The sequence below is a fragment of the Parasedimentitalea marina genome (assembly GCF_004006175.1).
In the GTDB taxonomy this organism is placed as follows: domain Bacteria; phylum Pseudomonadota; class Alphaproteobacteria; order Rhodobacterales; family Rhodobacteraceae; genus Parasedimentitalea; species Parasedimentitalea marina.
In genome coordinates, this window is record NZ_CP033219.1 from 1,383,982 (window position 1) to 1,397,623 (window position 13,642).

Annotated in this window: 15 protein-coding genes; all 15 read right to left on the bottom strand. The window is 57.0% G+C overall.

Going from position 1 to position 13,642, the window contains the following annotated elements; genetic code table 11:
- Positions 1 to 180: 180 nt before the first annotated feature.
- Positions 181 to 828 carry an SDR family NAD(P)-dependent oxidoreductase gene (locus EBB79_RS06710; protein ID WP_127748187.1) on the bottom strand — a complete coding sequence of 216 codons (648 nt, stop codon included), beginning with the start codon at positions 826 to 828 and terminating at the stop codon, positions 181 to 183.
- A 54-nt stretch (positions 829 to 882) separates the two neighbouring features.
- Positions 883 to 1,131: a hypothetical protein gene (locus EBB79_RS06715; RefSeq protein ID WP_127748188.1), complete on the bottom strand. Its 249-nt coding sequence runs from the start codon at positions 1,129 to 1,131 to the stop codon at positions 883 to 885.
- A 206-nt stretch (positions 1,132 to 1,337) separates the two neighbouring features.
- Complete coding sequence (locus EBB79_RS06720) at positions 1,338 to 1,880, bottom strand: DUF2199 domain-containing protein (RefSeq protein WP_127750909.1); 543 nt, start codon at positions 1,878 to 1,880, stop codon at positions 1,338 to 1,340.
- A gap of 197 nt (positions 1,881 to 2,077) precedes the next feature.
- Complete coding sequence (gene purF, locus EBB79_RS06725; RefSeq protein ID WP_127748189.1) at positions 2,078 to 3,604, bottom strand: amidophosphoribosyltransferase; 1,527 nt, start codon at positions 3,602 to 3,604, stop codon at positions 2,078 to 2,080.
- A gap of 407 nt (positions 3,605 to 4,011) precedes the next feature.
- Positions 4,012 to 4,686 carry a Hint domain-containing protein gene (locus EBB79_RS06730; protein WP_127748190.1) on the bottom strand — a complete coding sequence of 225 codons (675 nt, stop codon included), beginning with the start codon at positions 4,684 to 4,686 and terminating at the stop codon, positions 4,012 to 4,014.
- Positions 4,687 to 5,059: 373 nt separating this feature from the next.
- Positions 5,060 to 5,614 carry a CvpA family protein gene (locus EBB79_RS06735; RefSeq protein WP_127748191.1) on the bottom strand — a complete coding sequence of 185 codons (555 nt, stop codon included), beginning with the start codon at positions 5,612 to 5,614 and terminating at the stop codon, positions 5,060 to 5,062.
- Positions 5,615 to 5,656: 42 nt separating this feature from the next.
- Positions 5,657 to 7,021: a DNA repair protein RadA gene (gene radA / locus EBB79_RS06740; protein ID WP_127750910.1), complete on the bottom strand. Its 1,365-nt coding sequence runs from the start codon at positions 7,019 to 7,021 to the stop codon at positions 5,657 to 5,659.
- Positions 7,022 to 7,144: 123 nt separating this feature from the next.
- Positions 7,145 to 7,579 (bottom strand): paraquat-inducible protein A, encoded by a 435-nt coding sequence (locus EBB79_RS06745; protein ID WP_127748192.1) that lies wholly within the window; start codon positions 7,577 to 7,579, stop codon positions 7,145 to 7,147.
- 89 nt (positions 7,580 to 7,668) lie between these two features.
- Positions 7,669 to 8,052 (bottom strand): hypothetical protein, encoded by a 384-nt coding sequence (locus tag EBB79_RS06750; protein ID WP_127748193.1) that lies wholly within the window; start codon positions 8,050 to 8,052, stop codon positions 7,669 to 7,671.
- 227 nt (positions 8,053 to 8,279) lie between these two features.
- Entirely contained in the window at positions 8,280 to 8,639 is a 360-nt protein-coding gene (locus EBB79_RS06755) for an ADP-ribosylation/crystallin J1 (RefSeq protein ID WP_127750911.1), read from the bottom strand.
- 35 nt (positions 8,640 to 8,674) lie between these two features.
- The gene (locus tag EBB79_RS06760; protein WP_127748194.1) at positions 8,675 to 9,265 is read right to left on the bottom strand and encodes a hypothetical protein; all 591 of its coding nucleotides are present in this window, start codon (positions 9,263 to 9,265) and stop codon (positions 8,675 to 8,677) included.
- Entirely contained in the window at positions 9,262 to 10,008 is a 747-nt protein-coding gene (locus EBB79_RS06765) for an ABC transporter ATP-binding protein (protein WP_127748195.1), read from the bottom strand. Before EBB79_RS06765 ends, EBB79_RS06760 begins: the two co-directional genes overlap by 4 nt.
- Entirely contained in the window at positions 10,005 to 10,787 is a 783-nt protein-coding gene (locus tag EBB79_RS06770) for an MlaE family ABC transporter permease (RefSeq protein WP_127748196.1), read from the bottom strand. Before EBB79_RS06770 ends, EBB79_RS06765 begins: the two co-directional genes overlap by 4 nt.
- The gene (gene alr / locus EBB79_RS06775; RefSeq protein ID WP_127748197.1) at positions 10,784 to 11,818 is read right to left on the bottom strand and encodes an alanine racemase; all 1,035 of its coding nucleotides are present in this window, start codon (positions 11,816 to 11,818) and stop codon (positions 10,784 to 10,786) included. Before alr ends, EBB79_RS06770 begins: the two co-directional genes overlap by 4 nt.
- A 198-nt stretch (positions 11,819 to 12,016) precedes the next feature.
- The gene (locus tag EBB79_RS06780) at positions 12,017 to 13,543 is read right to left on the bottom strand and encodes a replicative DNA helicase (protein WP_177627782.1); all 1,527 of its coding nucleotides are present in this window, start codon (positions 13,541 to 13,543) and stop codon (positions 12,017 to 12,019) included.
- Positions 13,544 to 13,642 lie beyond the last annotated feature (99 nt).

The following is a 13,642-nucleotide window of genomic DNA, read 5'->3' on the forward strand; positions in this document are numbered from 1 at the left end:
ACAACCCTTGGCCAGTGTTGACCCAGGTGTCACAGAAATGCCTGCTAAGTTAGCCAGGAACGGTTCAGGAGCTCTACTGATTTAACATTGGCATTTTTTTTCAAATACCAAACCTGCGGGTGCGCGGTGCGTATTTGCACGCACCACTGGGACACAGTTCGCCATTGAACCTGCCTGGATTCAGCGCAACTGCAGCTCTGCCAACAGACGTTTGGCTTCGTCTGCCGGGCTGGCAAGAACACTGCGATCTTCGCCCGGGAAAAAGCGCGAGCGCAGGGCGGTGGGCATTGGCTGTGGTGTAAGAATAGAGACCCTGGGGCCGGTTTTCTCAGTCTCAGCCTGCCAAGAGCGCGCCAACGCGATCTGCGCTGCCTTGGTGGCGCCATAGGTGCCAAAGAACTTTTGCCCGGCGCGGGGATCATCAAAGAATGCCGCTTGGCCGTTTTGTCCCAACAGGGGTGCCACGTAAGACATCAACAGGGCTGCAGCACTGGCATTGACGGCGAGTGACTTGTCCCAATCCTTGCCTGCGACAAAATTCGCCGGGCTTAAAGGCACCGGGTGGATGGCACTATGCAGCCAGACATCCAACTGACCCCAACGGTCATGGATGCCACGGCACAGCGTCGCCATGGCGCCTGTGTCAGTGATATCCATCGGAGCCAGGGTGGCGCTGCCGCCAGCCGCCTGAATGCGATCATCCAACTCTTCCAGAGCGCCGGTGGTGCGGGCCACTGCAAGGATGTGGTGAGTTGGCGCAAGCGCTTCGGCCAGCGCGGCACCCAGGCCGCGCGAGGCGCCGGTGATAAGAGCAAGTTTCTGTGTCATGGCAGCCTTTTGGTCCGAGCGCACCAGCGGGTCAAGGGGGCATGCTGCGACGGATTAACCACCGGGCATGACAATCCGGCGCGTGGTGCCGTTTTTTTCAAACAAAACGCCCTTTGCATCAATCCCGACGACTCGACCGGATGACAGCCGGGCACCGCGACTGACCCGGCGAACACGGCCGCTGGGCAGGCGCACTAGGGCGGTGAGATCTTCGGCTGGACCAAACAGTCCCATCAAGGCCAGAGATCTCTGGTCAAGCGCATTATCTTGAGTGGCCAGTTTGGCCACTGTAGTATTGGTCATGTCGTATCCTCAAGGCCACGGTTATGTGGCCACATGTGTCTTTCGCCCGCGGCGCTTAGCAGCCGCGGATCCGGGGGAACAGGGTGAGAAAAAGACGGTGCGCGGGTTGTTGCGTAGCAGAGAGGAGACTGGCGGCTTTCTGCGCAACACCCATGCAAATAAGGGCAGGTGGCCAGGCCACCCTTGAAATTCAATTGTGGCCGAGGTCAGGAATCATAGACCAGTGACGCCATGTCATGGCCATAGCTATACAGCAGCTCGAACAGCTCTTCGAGATTGGCACCTTTTTTCTGCAACGAGTACAGCGGGTGGCTGGTTTCTGAAATTGTCATCTCGGGGTATTGTCCCGGCGAGCGCATGTTCAACATACCGGCCACCGGCTCTCCGACACCCGGAGGAATGGCGTTTGACAGCCATGCTGGACGTTTGCCCAGCCCCTCGGTCTCAGGCATGTCAAACAAATCCAGATAATCTACGAAGTCCTCAGCACTGACACTGGCCCATGTGCCCAGAACAAATTCTTCTTCGTCGCCCCCAATCAGCGAAATCGCCAAGATACAGCGCACAAAGTGCAAATTGCCGATGCGACAGAAATCATCGGTAAGGACATCGCCTGTTTCGGCCGTAATCGCCGCGTTGTCCTGTTGAGGCGTGTCCTCGGGGCACAGATCAGGGCGGTCGCAGGCCAGACTAAGCAGTTGCGCAAAGGTGGCACCACAACAGCGGCACTGACGTGACGAAGTCAACATACGGGCAAGATGCGCGTCCAAGAGGCGGGCCTTTCGTTGGGCAAAGGAAAAAGCGCCGACCAATGGGTCAGCGCCTTCAAATGAGTTGATTCGAGCTCTTACTCTGCTCAGCACAGGATTTCAAACATTCGATTGCTGTGGAATTTCCAACGGCGGGATCCGGCCCGTTGCCTTATGGGATATTCCGTTCGCAGGGGTCATCCCGACGTTGCAAGTTTGGACCCATTCCACGAGTCGCCGGCTGTCGGCATGTCATTGATCTTGTCGCTGACGCGGCCGCTGGTTTCGAGTTTGGTCAGATAATCTTCGCTGACGCTGCCAGTCAGGTACTCGCCATCAAAACAAGAACAATCAAACTGTTCGATGTCTTTGTTACCCTCTTTTGCGGCCCAGATCAGATCTTCCAATTTCTGATAGATGAGCGCATCAGCCCCCAGCTCAACCCGGATTTCTTCGAGCGTTCTGTTGTCGGCAACCAATTCGCGCTTGGTCGGCATATCGATCCCATAGACATTGGGGAATTTCACCGGCGGTGACGCGCTGGCCACATAAACTTTGTTTGCACCAGCCACTCGGCACATCTCGACGATCTTTTTGATGGTATTTCCACGCACAATCGAATCATCGATCAGCATGACATTCAGACCCTTCATCTCAAGCGGGATAGCATTCAGCTTGCGACGTACGGATTTCTGGCGTTCCGCCTGGCCGGGCATGATGAATGTACGACCCACATAGCGGTTCTTGACCAAGCCTTCACGGTAGCGAATTCCCGTGGCATTGGCCACTTCCAGAGCCACCGGGCGGGCAGAGTCCGGGACTGGGATGATGCTGTCGATCTCCAGCCCTGAATCCTGAATTTGCTTGGCAAGCGTCTGCCCCATCCGCAGTTGGGTCTTATAAACCGAAATGCCATCCAGCATGGAATCAGGTCGGGCCAGGTAGACATATTCGAAAATACAGGGTGTCAGTTTACCCTCGATCGCCTGAAAACTGTGCATATTGCCGTCCAGGTCAACCAGCACTGCTTCGCCTGGGTTCACATCGCGCAGCTTTTCAAAGCCGTTGATGCCAAAGGCCACATCTTCCGAGGCAAAGGCGTATTCATGTCCACCGTCTTCGTTTACGCGCTGCGCGATGGACAGAGGGCGAATGCCATGCGGGTCGCGAAAGGCCATCATGCCGACGCCGGCGATCAGGGTAATGACCGAATAGGCGCCCTGAATGCGCTCCATGGTCATTTTCACGCCAGCAAACAGGTTGCGCTTGGGGTCGCCTGTGCCGTTGACCTTGATGCTGTCCGAGATTTTATCGGCCAGCACGTTCAACAGAATTTCAGAATCCGAGGTGGTGCGCAAATGGCGGCTGTATTTGCCGATGATCTTTTCGCGCTGCTCGGTTGTATTGGTGATGTTGCCATTGTGAACAAGGTAGATGCCGTAGGGCGCGTTCACAAAGAAAGGCTGCGCTTCGGCAGCACTGAGCGAGCCTGCGGTCGGATACCGGACATGCCCGATGCCGATTTTTCCGGTCAGTTTTTTTGCCACGTCTGCGTTGAACACATCTTTGACCAGACCGTTGGCCTTATGCTCGCGGAAGTTTTCACCGGTAAAGGTGACGATGCCAGACGCGTCCTGACCACGATGCTGTAGCATCAGCAAACCATCATAGATCTCAGCAAAGACATCTTCGTTCCGGTTAGCGATCCCCAAAATCCCACACATTCAGTGGCTCCACTTTCACATTGAGTTTTGCGTCAACTGAGCAGGCTCAGCCGTGTCTATTCTTATGGCCGTGGCCATAATGGTCCCTTCGATGTCTCGTTGCTTTAGCCTTGTCAATTTGGTCTGCCCGATACTTTCGTTATCCCAAATGTGAAAGCCGGGTGCGCAATTCTTGCGCAGCAGATCACTTTCAAAGGTGGGAACAGATGTCATCTTCGGTATCGGCAAGGCGGTTAGCTTCGAATCCGTTGGGGACGTTGGCCTCGACATAGAGCCTTAGGCTCTGCTTGTCACCAAAGGATCACAATTAATGGACCTCTGATTTTTTCCTGTGATGCAGCGAGGTGTGAGCGCCCAAAAAGAAGGCCCGCACGAGGCGGGCCTGACAGTCGGGGAGCAATGGGTGTTCAGGCCGCCATTGGCATCAGAATTTCGTCAAGGGGGCTGGGTGTCGGGGCTGGCGCTGGGTCCAACCCGGTCAGGGCAAGGGCGCGGCCATCTTCACTGGCAAGGATTTGGCGTGTCTCGGTCAGGGACAGTTTGCGAAACGCCGAGTCGAGACTGTCACCTGCGACCTGCAACAGCATGCCGCTTTCGGCCCAGATCAGTTCTTCTTCTTGGAATTTAAGGTGGATGCGGGGCATACGCTCGGGCAGGGCCGGGCTGATTCCTTTGTAGCCAACCAGTGAAATCAGGCGGGTCATGACCAGTGAAACATCAAAAAGACGCTCAGCAGTGTCCAGTTCCAGCGCGACCATCTGATCAGACGGCAGCATCAGGTCAACGTCGTTACCAAGGGCACCGGCAGGGACGCGAACGAGAGTTGTCAGACGGGGGACGCTTTGGCTGACCGATTTCACTTCTTGGCAACCGCCATCCAGAGTGTAGATCTTGTCGCCGACTTTTACGTCACGCACCTGAACAAAACCAGTGTCGGTCTCTACTAAAGTATCGGGAAGGAAACCTCCGGCCTGGGGACGGGCCCGGCGGGCTGGACGTGGTTCAGGCTTGGTTACCGGAGTAGTCATCAGCAGGTTCACCGACTGGAAGTCTGCGAAAGAGTTGAAGTGATCCAGTAGCATTGTGTCGTTCCTTCTGGTCGAGAGTGCCTGACGTTCTGTCTTGGCTCTACATGGCCAGCGAAATTGGTCCGAATTGAGGCACGGATGGGGCCGATTGCGGATTTGGTTCCTTTTTCGGGGATAATTGGGTATTTTTAGCGCCATTTGTTAACCAATTGGCCTGCCTAGGGTAGATTTTGTTAACCATTGGCTCTCTTGGGTCGACTTTGTGAAAAATCGAGAATCAATCGATTCTCTTTCGTTAATAAAAGGTTAACCGAGAAACTTGATGTTAACTATTGCGAGTGGGGCGGCACGCAATTGAGGTATAAATAAGGTATCCGCACGAAAAAGGGCGCCCAATGGGCGCCCTTCTGCGGTCATTTCTGAACGTTTACTTTTGGCAATTGCCGATCAGGTTCTCATACTGCTGGGTAACCCAGCCCAAAGCCTGCTCTGGATCGCGGTCTTCGATTTTGCCGATCATGCTTTCGAACACTACGGCCGAGCGGCTTTCGTCAACCATTGTAAACGATTGTCCGGTCATCACGACATCGTAAAGAAAGAAGCCGATTGCCACCAATAGAATGCCGCGCAATACGCCAAAGAAGAAGCCAGCCCCCTGGTCCAACCCACCGATCGCCGAACGTTGCACCAGCGATGAGAACAGTGGCGTAAAGAACGAGACCACGATCAGCGCGAGAGCAAAGACCGCAGCAAAGGCGGTGATGATCGACAACTCGCAACTGTCCGATATGAACTCGCCAAGCACCGGGATCTCGGCCATCAGCGGTTCGACCTGCGGCGCAAAGATAAAGGCCAGCACTGCGGCGGCAATCCATCCGGCAATGGCCATGGCCTCGCGGGCAAAGCCGCGTGCATAGGCCAGCAATGCCGATACTACGATGATCAGGGCGACAACCCCGTCAATTATTGTGAAACCTTCCATGTGCCTCGCCCGTTAAATTCGCGATTGGTATTTTGTGCGACCTTAGCCGGCCCCAAAGAAATCGCCAACAAATCCTGTTAAATCGGTTACTCGGCGTAAATTGATCCCTTTCATCGAGATCGACTTGCCACCGCTTGGAGCTATTGCGGCGGTAAAACCAAGTTTCTGCGCCTCTTTCAACCGGTTTTCTGTCTGAGGGGCCGGTCTGAGGGCGCCAGATAGGGATATTTCTCCGAAAATGACAGTATCGGCGGGGAGTGAGGTGTCTTCGCGCGCACTCAGCAGGGCGGCGGCCACTGCCAGATCGGCGGCGGGCTCTGAGATTTTCATGCCACCAGCCACGTTGAGATAGACATCAAGCCCAGCAAAGGGGATGCCGCAGCGCGCCTCGAGCACGGCGAGAATCATCGCCAACCGTCCGCCATCCCAGCCAACCACCGTGCGGCGGGGCTGCGAATGCGGCGAGGGCGCGACCAGGGCCTGCATTTCCACCAGCACAGGGCGGGTGCCTTCGATGCCAGCAAATACCACAGATCCGGGGCTGGGTTCGCCACGTTCGGACAGGAACAGGGCCGACGGGTTGATGACCTCGGACAATCCACGGCCGGTCATTTCAAAGACGCCAATCTCGTCGGCTGGGCCAAAGCGGTTTTTGACCGCACGCAGGATGCGAAACTGATGGCCGCGTTCGCCTTCAAAATAGAGCACCGTGTCGACCATATGTTCGACGATGCGCGGTCCGGCGATCTGGCCGTCCTTGGTGACATGGCCGACCATGATGATCGAGATATTATTGCGCTTGGCAAAGCTGGTCAATTCATGCGCAGCAGCGCGGACCTGACTGACCGAGCCGGGGGCGCTGTCCACATTGTCGACCCACATGGTCTGGATAGAATCGATGATCACCAGCTGGGGTTTTTCGGCCTCAAGCGTGGTGAGGATGTCGCGCAGATTTGTTTCCGCTGCCAGCTGTACCGGCGCCTGGGACAATTCCAGCCGTTGCGCGCGCATACGGACCTGAGCGGTGGCTTCTTCGCCGCTGACGTAGATGGTTTTTACCCCCGTGCGGGCGAACTGGGCAGCGGCTTGTAACAGCAGTGTGGATTTACCAATACCGGGATCACCGCCAACCAAAATAGCCGAACCTGAGACCAGCCCACCACCCAGCACCCGGTCGAGTTCGCCCACGCCGCAGAGGGTACGGGGGGGAGGTGTTTCATTTGTCGCCAGATCGCTGAGCACAATTGTGCTGCCACGGGTGTTGCCCAGCGATTTCTTGCCGGGCCCGGTTGAAAGGGCGGCGGTTTCTGACAAAGAGTTCCATTCGCCACAGGTTTCGCAGCGCCCCGCCCATTTAGAGAAGCTGGCGTTACAGGCGGAACAGGAGAAGGTTTTTGATTTGGCCATATCGGCTTTGTGCCCCATGTTCAGGGTTTGTTCAAGCCGCAAGCGGCGCACTCCCGCGCCTTTGCAGGCTTGGGCATGGCGCCGCTGCGCGGCGCGGTGCGGGGGACTGACATAGGGGGCGGATCAGCCCCGGCGTTTTTCGGAGATCAGGCCAAGTGTGATGGAAGACAGGATGCAGCCGGTGAACATATAAAGCCCCCATGCGACCTCGATCGTGACGTAGCCGATGCCCTTGGCCAGGGTGATGTACAACGCGATCAGGAAGACGTCGGCCATGGCGAGTTTGCCAAGGATGTGCAAAACCGGCTGGGCACGGGGATCGAGCAGGTTCCATTGGACCAGAGCCAAGCCGATGGTTTTCAGATAGGGCGCGAAAATGGCAAAGGTGGTGACCACAAGGGCAAGAATGACATCGCTGCCCCAGAGGCTTTGCAATCCGGTGATGACGCTAATCTCGCTGAGGCCGAAGATCGGCAGTAGGCCCGCATGCATCAGGGGGGCGAACCAGGCCACTGGGTAGAGGACAAGCAGGGACAGGGTGAGCAGACGGATGGTCATTCGGGTCAAATTCCTAAAATCTTTAGCCTGACAGACTTGGGGGTTCTGGCACAGAATGGAAGAGGGGAAAGTTCTGTAGGGTTTCCCGGCTAGTGCATGAAGGCGCTGGGGCTGATCAGGACATGTGGGGCAGGGGCGAGGACCCAGAACACAATGGCGAGGATCAGGAGGATACCACGGCCGTGGTCCCGGTTCCAGCGCAGGCGGGCCAGCAGGGTCAGTGCGAAACTCAGGATGTAGAACGCCATGAAGTAAGACTGCAAATTGACGCTGAGCTGGTCGTAGGTGAACATGTTAGCGATTGGGCTGATGTCAAAGCGCAGTTCCCACAGGACGGAGAGGGCGGAGAGCAGGCTGGTGATCAGGATGGCGGTGCCGAGGGGGCGGTTTTGCGTCAGAACCGGGAAGCTGGCGAGGAAAGAGAAAAGGATTGCCAGGGGGAGGCAGAGGAACATCAGGAGGATGAGAATCATTTTGGTGAGTTTCCTTGTCGGGAAATTGGTTTTTTGGGTTGGGTCACATGTTGCCTGACCCGCGCCTGACTTAGCTCCGCCTGTTCAAACCTGAAATGATCCCCCGGATCAATTCCGAGACGGTTTTCACTCCCCCGGGAAGGCGCTTTTCACCTGTCCAAGGTCCGGCGCGGGTCTAGGGTGGGACGCCTCCGGCGGGAGTATTTAGGAAAAGATGAAGTCGAGCACTAAGCAACGCGCTGACCATCTCGATAGGTGGCGACGATTTCAATTAGTCCAACGATCCCTGTGTTGAATGTTTCCAGATCCTCGGCAGGCACCCAAAGCTCTGTGTGTTCCTTGCCGCCAGCGACTTGGATCGGATATTTTTGCTCGATCTCGCGCGAGACTTCAAACCGCGTGACGTAGCCAATGTTGTCAGGCGCCGTTAACACTGAGTTCCAATCGCGGGCGATTTTTTCCGCGTAATCAAAGGTCGTAACAGGATAGAAAATTGGCTGTTCTGGCAAACGAGGAGGCCAGAGTTTCCAGCCACTTTCTTTTATCAAATCCAGCTCTTTTTGGCCGGTGGGGCGAAACAAAATCATCATTAATCCCAGCAAATAAGGTTATAAACTATCAGTTAGAGGTCGGGTTGGGTATCTAAACAATCTTGCAAACTTGCGAGATCTTTTTCAGTGTGATCGTCAAGCCAGCGCAACATCTTTGCCCCATTTCCAATCAAATTGTCATCGACCTTGCTGAGAGCGGCCTCGCATAGTTCTTGTTTCAGAGATTTTCGGGACGACTGTGTTGTGGCAATATTGGCAATGCCCACAATCACTGCGATAGCCAGAAATATGGATATTAGATATAGCCCTTCGCTGCTTCCCGGTTCTTCATCGACAGCGGTTTTTACTGGGATCCCTAAAGCTAATTTTGTTAAAGAAACCGGTACTGCGATGGAAAACAACAGGACGACAAGTGATAAGGTGATGACCGTTTTAGAATAGAGGGCGGACAACAGGAATGCCGGAGCGACATCGAACACCACGAGCATAATGCCTGCGAAGAGGTGAAAGGAAGTCAGCGCTGTTACACAGTAACTGAAACGGGTAGCCCCTTTTGTACGCGTTGCAAGCCAAGTAGATGAGAAAACAAGGCTGAGCAAATGGACGGAGGTTTCGATCGCGAGGATTGCGACCGCTGTAAGTACCTCGACGAACAAAATCACCGAACCGCCTCGATCGGCCCCTCCGCGCGGCCGTGGATAAACTGATCCAGATAGGGATCGCCCGAGGCATCCATATCGGCCACGGGACCGGTCCATTGGATTACGCCGTCGTGCAGCATGGCGACGTTGTCGGCGATGGCGCGGACCGAAGACATGTCGTGGGTGATGGTCATGGCGGTGGCGCCCATTTCGACCACGATCTCGCGGATCAGGTCGTTGATGACGCCGGACATGATCGGGTCCAGCCCAGTGGTGGGTTCGTCAAAGAAGATGATCTCGGGCTCGGCGGCGATGGCGCGGGCGAGACCGACGCGTTTTTGCATGCCACCGGACAGCTCGGCGGGCAGGCGGTCGGCAACGTCGGCTTTCAGACCAACGCGGCGCAGTTTCTCGATGGCGATCTCGCGGGCCTCGTCCACTGGGCGCTTCAGGGTGCCGCGCAGCAGGCGGAAGGCGACGTTTTGCCAGACCGGGAGCGAGTCAAACAGCGCGCCGCCCTGGAACAGCATACCAAAACGGGCAAGGAAGGCATCGCGGTCGCCGCTGTCTGATGGCTTGCCATCGACAAGGATGGTGCCGCTGTCCAGCTTTATCAGGCCAAGCACCGATTTCAGGGCCACGGACTTGCCAGTGCCCGAGCCACCGATGATCACCATCGAGGTGCCTTTGGGGATGTGCAGGTCCATGCCGCGCAGCACGCGGTTGTCGCCAAAGGATTTGTGGACATCTTGCATGCGGATCATAGCGAGAAAAACACCCCTGTGAGCACAAAGTTGGCGGCGAGGATGAGGATTGCGGCGGCCTCGACCGAGGATTTGGTGGCAGCCCCTACGCCCTGTGCGCCGCGCCCTGATTGCATGCCGTAGTAGCAGCCCATGGTGGCCGCGATGCCGCCAAAAGCGCAGCCTTTGACAAGGCTGGACACCACGTCGCGAAGTTCGAGGAAGTCGACGGTGTTCTTAATATAGGCGGCCGCATTAAAGCCAAGACTTTGGGTGGAGACCACATAGCCGCCGGCAATGCCGATGATATCCCCGACAGCAACCAGCAGCGGCACTGTGAACAGGGCGGCCGCAACGCGCGGGGCGACGAGGTATTTCATTGGGTGGGTCGACAGGGTGACCAGCGCGTCGATCTGCTCGGTCACCTTCATGGTGGCGATTTCAGCCGCAATGGACGAGGTAACACGGGCTGCGATCATCAGGCCAACCAATACGGGGCCCAACTCGCGCACGATGCCGATGGCTACGATCTGTGGCACCACCGCCTCAGCGTTGAAACGCGCACCGCCGGAATAGATCTGCAAGGCGAGGGCGCCACCGGTAAAGACAGCCGTCAGGCCAACCACTGGCAGCGACAACCAGCCGATATTCAGCAGCGCTGAGAAGAACTCACGCGGGTAGAAGGGCGGGCGCAGCATATGGGTCAAGGTGCTGGCGGCGAACTGAGACAGGCGACCAAGCGCGGCGAGCGCGGTTAGAACCACGCGGCCCAGTCGGGCCAGAACGGAAATAATGCTCATCCGGCGTAGCTTCGGGCGTAGCGGTAGCCCAGCGATGTCAGGATTTCATAGCCAATGGTGCCGGCGGCCTCGGCCACATGGTCGATGGTTTGGTGATGGTTGATCAGACTTAGGTATTCGGGGTCTTCGGTTAGATCTGTGACATCAATGGTAATCAGATCCATTGAGACCCGGCCGACCAGTGGGCAAGCTATATCGCCAACAAAGGCGTTGAGACCTGCCCCCATGGCGCGGATCAGACCGTCGGCATAGCCTGCAGCAACAGTTGCAATGCGTGTGGGGCGGCGGGCGATCCAGGAATTTCCATAGCCGACGCTTTCTCCGGGCAGCACATCGCGGATCTGGATCACTGGCAGATCCAACGAGATCACCGGCAGGGCGTCACCATAGGGCTGGCCGCCATACAGTCCGATGCCGGGGCGGCATAAATCAAAGTGATAGTCGGACCCAAGCAAAATCCCCCCGGTCGCCGCGAGCGAGCGTGGCACTTCGACACCCTCGGTCATTTCGCGAAAAACCTTGAGTTGTAGCGCATTCATGGGGTGGCCTGGCTCATCGGCGCAGGCAAGATGGGACATCACCAGGACCGGACTTTGCCCCAAAGCGATATCGCGCAGGGCGGCCCATTCGGCGGGCTCCATCCCCAGCCGGTTCATGCCACTGTCCAACTGTACGCCAAAGCTGTGGCCGGGCAGGCTTTCAAAGTGACGCAGCATCTGATCGACAGAATTCAGCATCGGTGTCAGATTGAAGTCCTGCAGCAGCCGGGTGTCTCCGTCCATGTGGCCGGAAAACACCGAGATCCCCAGATCGGGGCCAAGGGCACGGCGCAGGGCGACACCTTCTTCGGCGGCGGCGACAAAGAAATTGCGGGCACCGGCGCGCGCCAGGGTTTGGCCAACACGGGTGACGTCCAGCCCATAGCCATTGGCTTTGACCACGGCTGCGGTCTCGCCCGCGCTTAGGGCATCAAGGTTGCGCCAGTTGGTGGCCAGGGCATCCAGGTTGATTGATAGTTTTGCTGTACTCATAGCCCGTTCATGACATGCGCGGGGCAGGGGTCAAGGGGGGAATAGTCGCTGTGATCAGTTTTGAGCATCTGTTGGCCGATGCTGGATCAGGGATTTATCCACCAAATGGCGGAACTTAGCCTCCAGAGGTGTGGGGCTGCCGCATTGTCACATGCGCGACACCCCAGCCACTGGATGGTCAGAGTGCAGGGTTGGGGATCAGTACTCGTCCTCACGCGGGCCGTTTTGCCAGGCTTTGGCAAGGTTGCCAAAGCGGGTGAACTGCGCCTCGAAGCCCAGTTCGACAATGCCGATGGGGCCGTGCCGCTGCTTGCCGACGATGACTTCGGCGCGGGCGTGCAGACGTTCCATCGCCTCTTTCCACTCTTCCATCTTGTCCAGCTCGTGATCGCCCGGCTTTTCCCGTTCTTTATAGTATTCTTCGCGGTAGACGAACATCACCACGTCGGCATCCTGCTCGATCGAGCCGGATTCACGAAGATCAGACAGCTGCGGGCGTTTGTCTTCGCGGTTTTCCACCTGACGCGACAGCTGTGACAGGGCGACAACCGGGATCTGCAATTCCTTGGCAATCGCCTTCATACCCATCGAAATCTCACCGATTTCGTTGACCCGGTTCTCGGCTGTACCACGGCACAGCTGCAGGTAGTCGATCACCAGCAGGTCCAGCCCGTGAGTTCGTTTCAGGCGGCGCGCGCGAGCCGCCAATTGTGAGATCGGCAGGGCGGGCGTGTCATCAATAAACAGCGGGCAGCTTTCCAGCGTCTTGGCGGCCTCAACGAACTTGCGAAACTCGGCCTCGGTCATGTCACCCTGACGGATTTTGTGGGACGAGATTTCCGAAGCTTCGGCCAAGATACGGCCGGCCAGCTGTTCAGCGCTCATCTCGAGGCTGAAAAATCCAACGACGCCGCCGTCAACGGCGCCTTCGGTGCCGTCGGGTTTAATGCCGCGTTTATAGGCTTTGGCGACGTTATAGGCGATGTTGGTGGCCAGCGAGGTTTTCCCCATCGATGGACGACCGGCCAAGATCAACAAATCCGACGGGTGCAAGCCACCCAATTGTTTGTCCAGATCGACCAGACCCGTGGAAATCCCGGCCATGCCGCCGCCACGCTGGTAGGCCTCGTTGGTGACGTTGACCGCTTCGGTGACGGCCTTGAGAAAGGACTTAAAGCCGCTTTCGGTCTGGCCCTGCTCGGCCAGTTTATACAATGATTGTTCGGCCTCGACGATTTGTTCCTTGGGTTCCGAGGCCACATCGACGCGGCGCGCCTTGTCAGCAATATCCTGACCCAGCCCAATCAGCTCGCGACGGATCGCCAGATCATAGATCATCTGGGCGTAGTCGCGTACCGCGAAGGCCGAAATTGAGGCGCCTGCCAGTTTTGCCAGATAGGCGGGGCCACCCAGTTCTTTCAGGCCATCATCGTCTTCCATGAATGCCTTGAGCGTCACCGGAGAGGCCAGTGTGTTCTTGGAAATCCGCGCGGCGGCAATTTCATAGATGCGGGCATGCACCGGGTCGTAGAAATGGTCGGCACTGATGATTGAGGCAATGCGATCATAGACATCATTGTTGGTCAGAATCGCGCCCAGCAACTGCTGTTCGGCCTCGACCGAATGCGGCATCGGGCTTTCCGGCGCAGTTTCGGCAGCGGTGGGCAATTGATCCGGCATCAGTGCAGGCGGCTGATGGCCATCGAAGGGTGTCAATTCGTTCATATTTGCTCTCGTGATCTGAGCTATAATCAATAGGCCGAAGGCCCGCTGGATGCGACATGTATTTTTCTGTGGGCAATTTGGGGACAACTGCTCAACCCA

What these genes read in the sequence shown, in the direction of transcription:
- EBB79_RS06710 (WP_127748187.1), bottom strand. Translation starts at nt 828, where the DNA reads ATGACACAGAAACTTGCTCTTATCACCGGCGCCTCGCGCGGCCTGGGT.
- EBB79_RS06715 (WP_127748188.1), bottom strand. Translation starts at nt 1,131, where the DNA reads ATGACCAATACTACAGTGGCCAAACTGGCCACTCAAGATAATGCGCTT.
- EBB79_RS06720 (WP_127750909.1), bottom strand. Translation starts at nt 1,880, where the DNA reads ATGTTGACTTCGTCACGTCAGTGCCGCTGTTGTGGTGCCACCTTTGCG.
- purF (WP_127748189.1), bottom strand. Translation starts at nt 3,604, where the DNA reads ATGTGTGGGATTTTGGGGATCGCTAACCGGAACGAAGATGTCTTTGCT.
- EBB79_RS06730 (WP_127748190.1), bottom strand. Translation starts at nt 4,686, where the DNA reads ATGCTACTGGATCACTTCAACTCTTTCGCAGACTTCCAGTCGGTGAAC.
- EBB79_RS06735 (WP_127748191.1), bottom strand. Translation starts at nt 5,614, where the DNA reads ATGGAAGGTTTCACAATAATTGACGGGGTTGTCGCCCTGATCATCGTA.
- radA (WP_127750910.1), bottom strand. Translation starts at nt 7,021, where the DNA reads ATGGCCAAATCAAAAACCTTCTCCTGTTCCGCCTGTAACGCCAGCTTC.
- EBB79_RS06745 (WP_127748192.1), bottom strand. Translation starts at nt 7,579, where the DNA reads ATGACCATCCGTCTGCTCACCCTGTCCCTGCTTGTCCTCTACCCAGTG.
- EBB79_RS06750 (WP_127748193.1), bottom strand. Translation starts at nt 8,052, where the DNA reads ATGATTCTCATCCTCCTGATGTTCCTCTGCCTCCCCCTGGCAATCCTT.
- EBB79_RS06755 (WP_127750911.1), bottom strand. Translation starts at nt 8,639, where the DNA reads ATGATTTTGTTTCGCCCCACCGGCCAAAAAGAGCTGGATTTGATAAAA.
- EBB79_RS06765 (WP_127748195.1), bottom strand. Translation starts at nt 10,008, where the DNA reads ATGATCCGCATGCAAGATGTCCACAAATCCTTTGGCGACAACCGCGTG.
- EBB79_RS06770 (WP_127748196.1), bottom strand. Translation starts at nt 10,787, where the DNA reads ATGAGCATTATTTCCGTTCTGGCCCGACTGGGCCGCGTGGTTCTAACC.
- alr (WP_127748197.1), bottom strand. Translation starts at nt 11,818, where the DNA reads ATGAGTACAGCAAAACTATCAATCAACCTGGATGCCCTGGCCACCAAC.
- EBB79_RS06780 (WP_177627782.1), bottom strand. Translation starts at nt 13,543, where the DNA reads ATGAACGAATTGACACCCTTCGATGGCCATCAGCCGCCTGCACTGATG.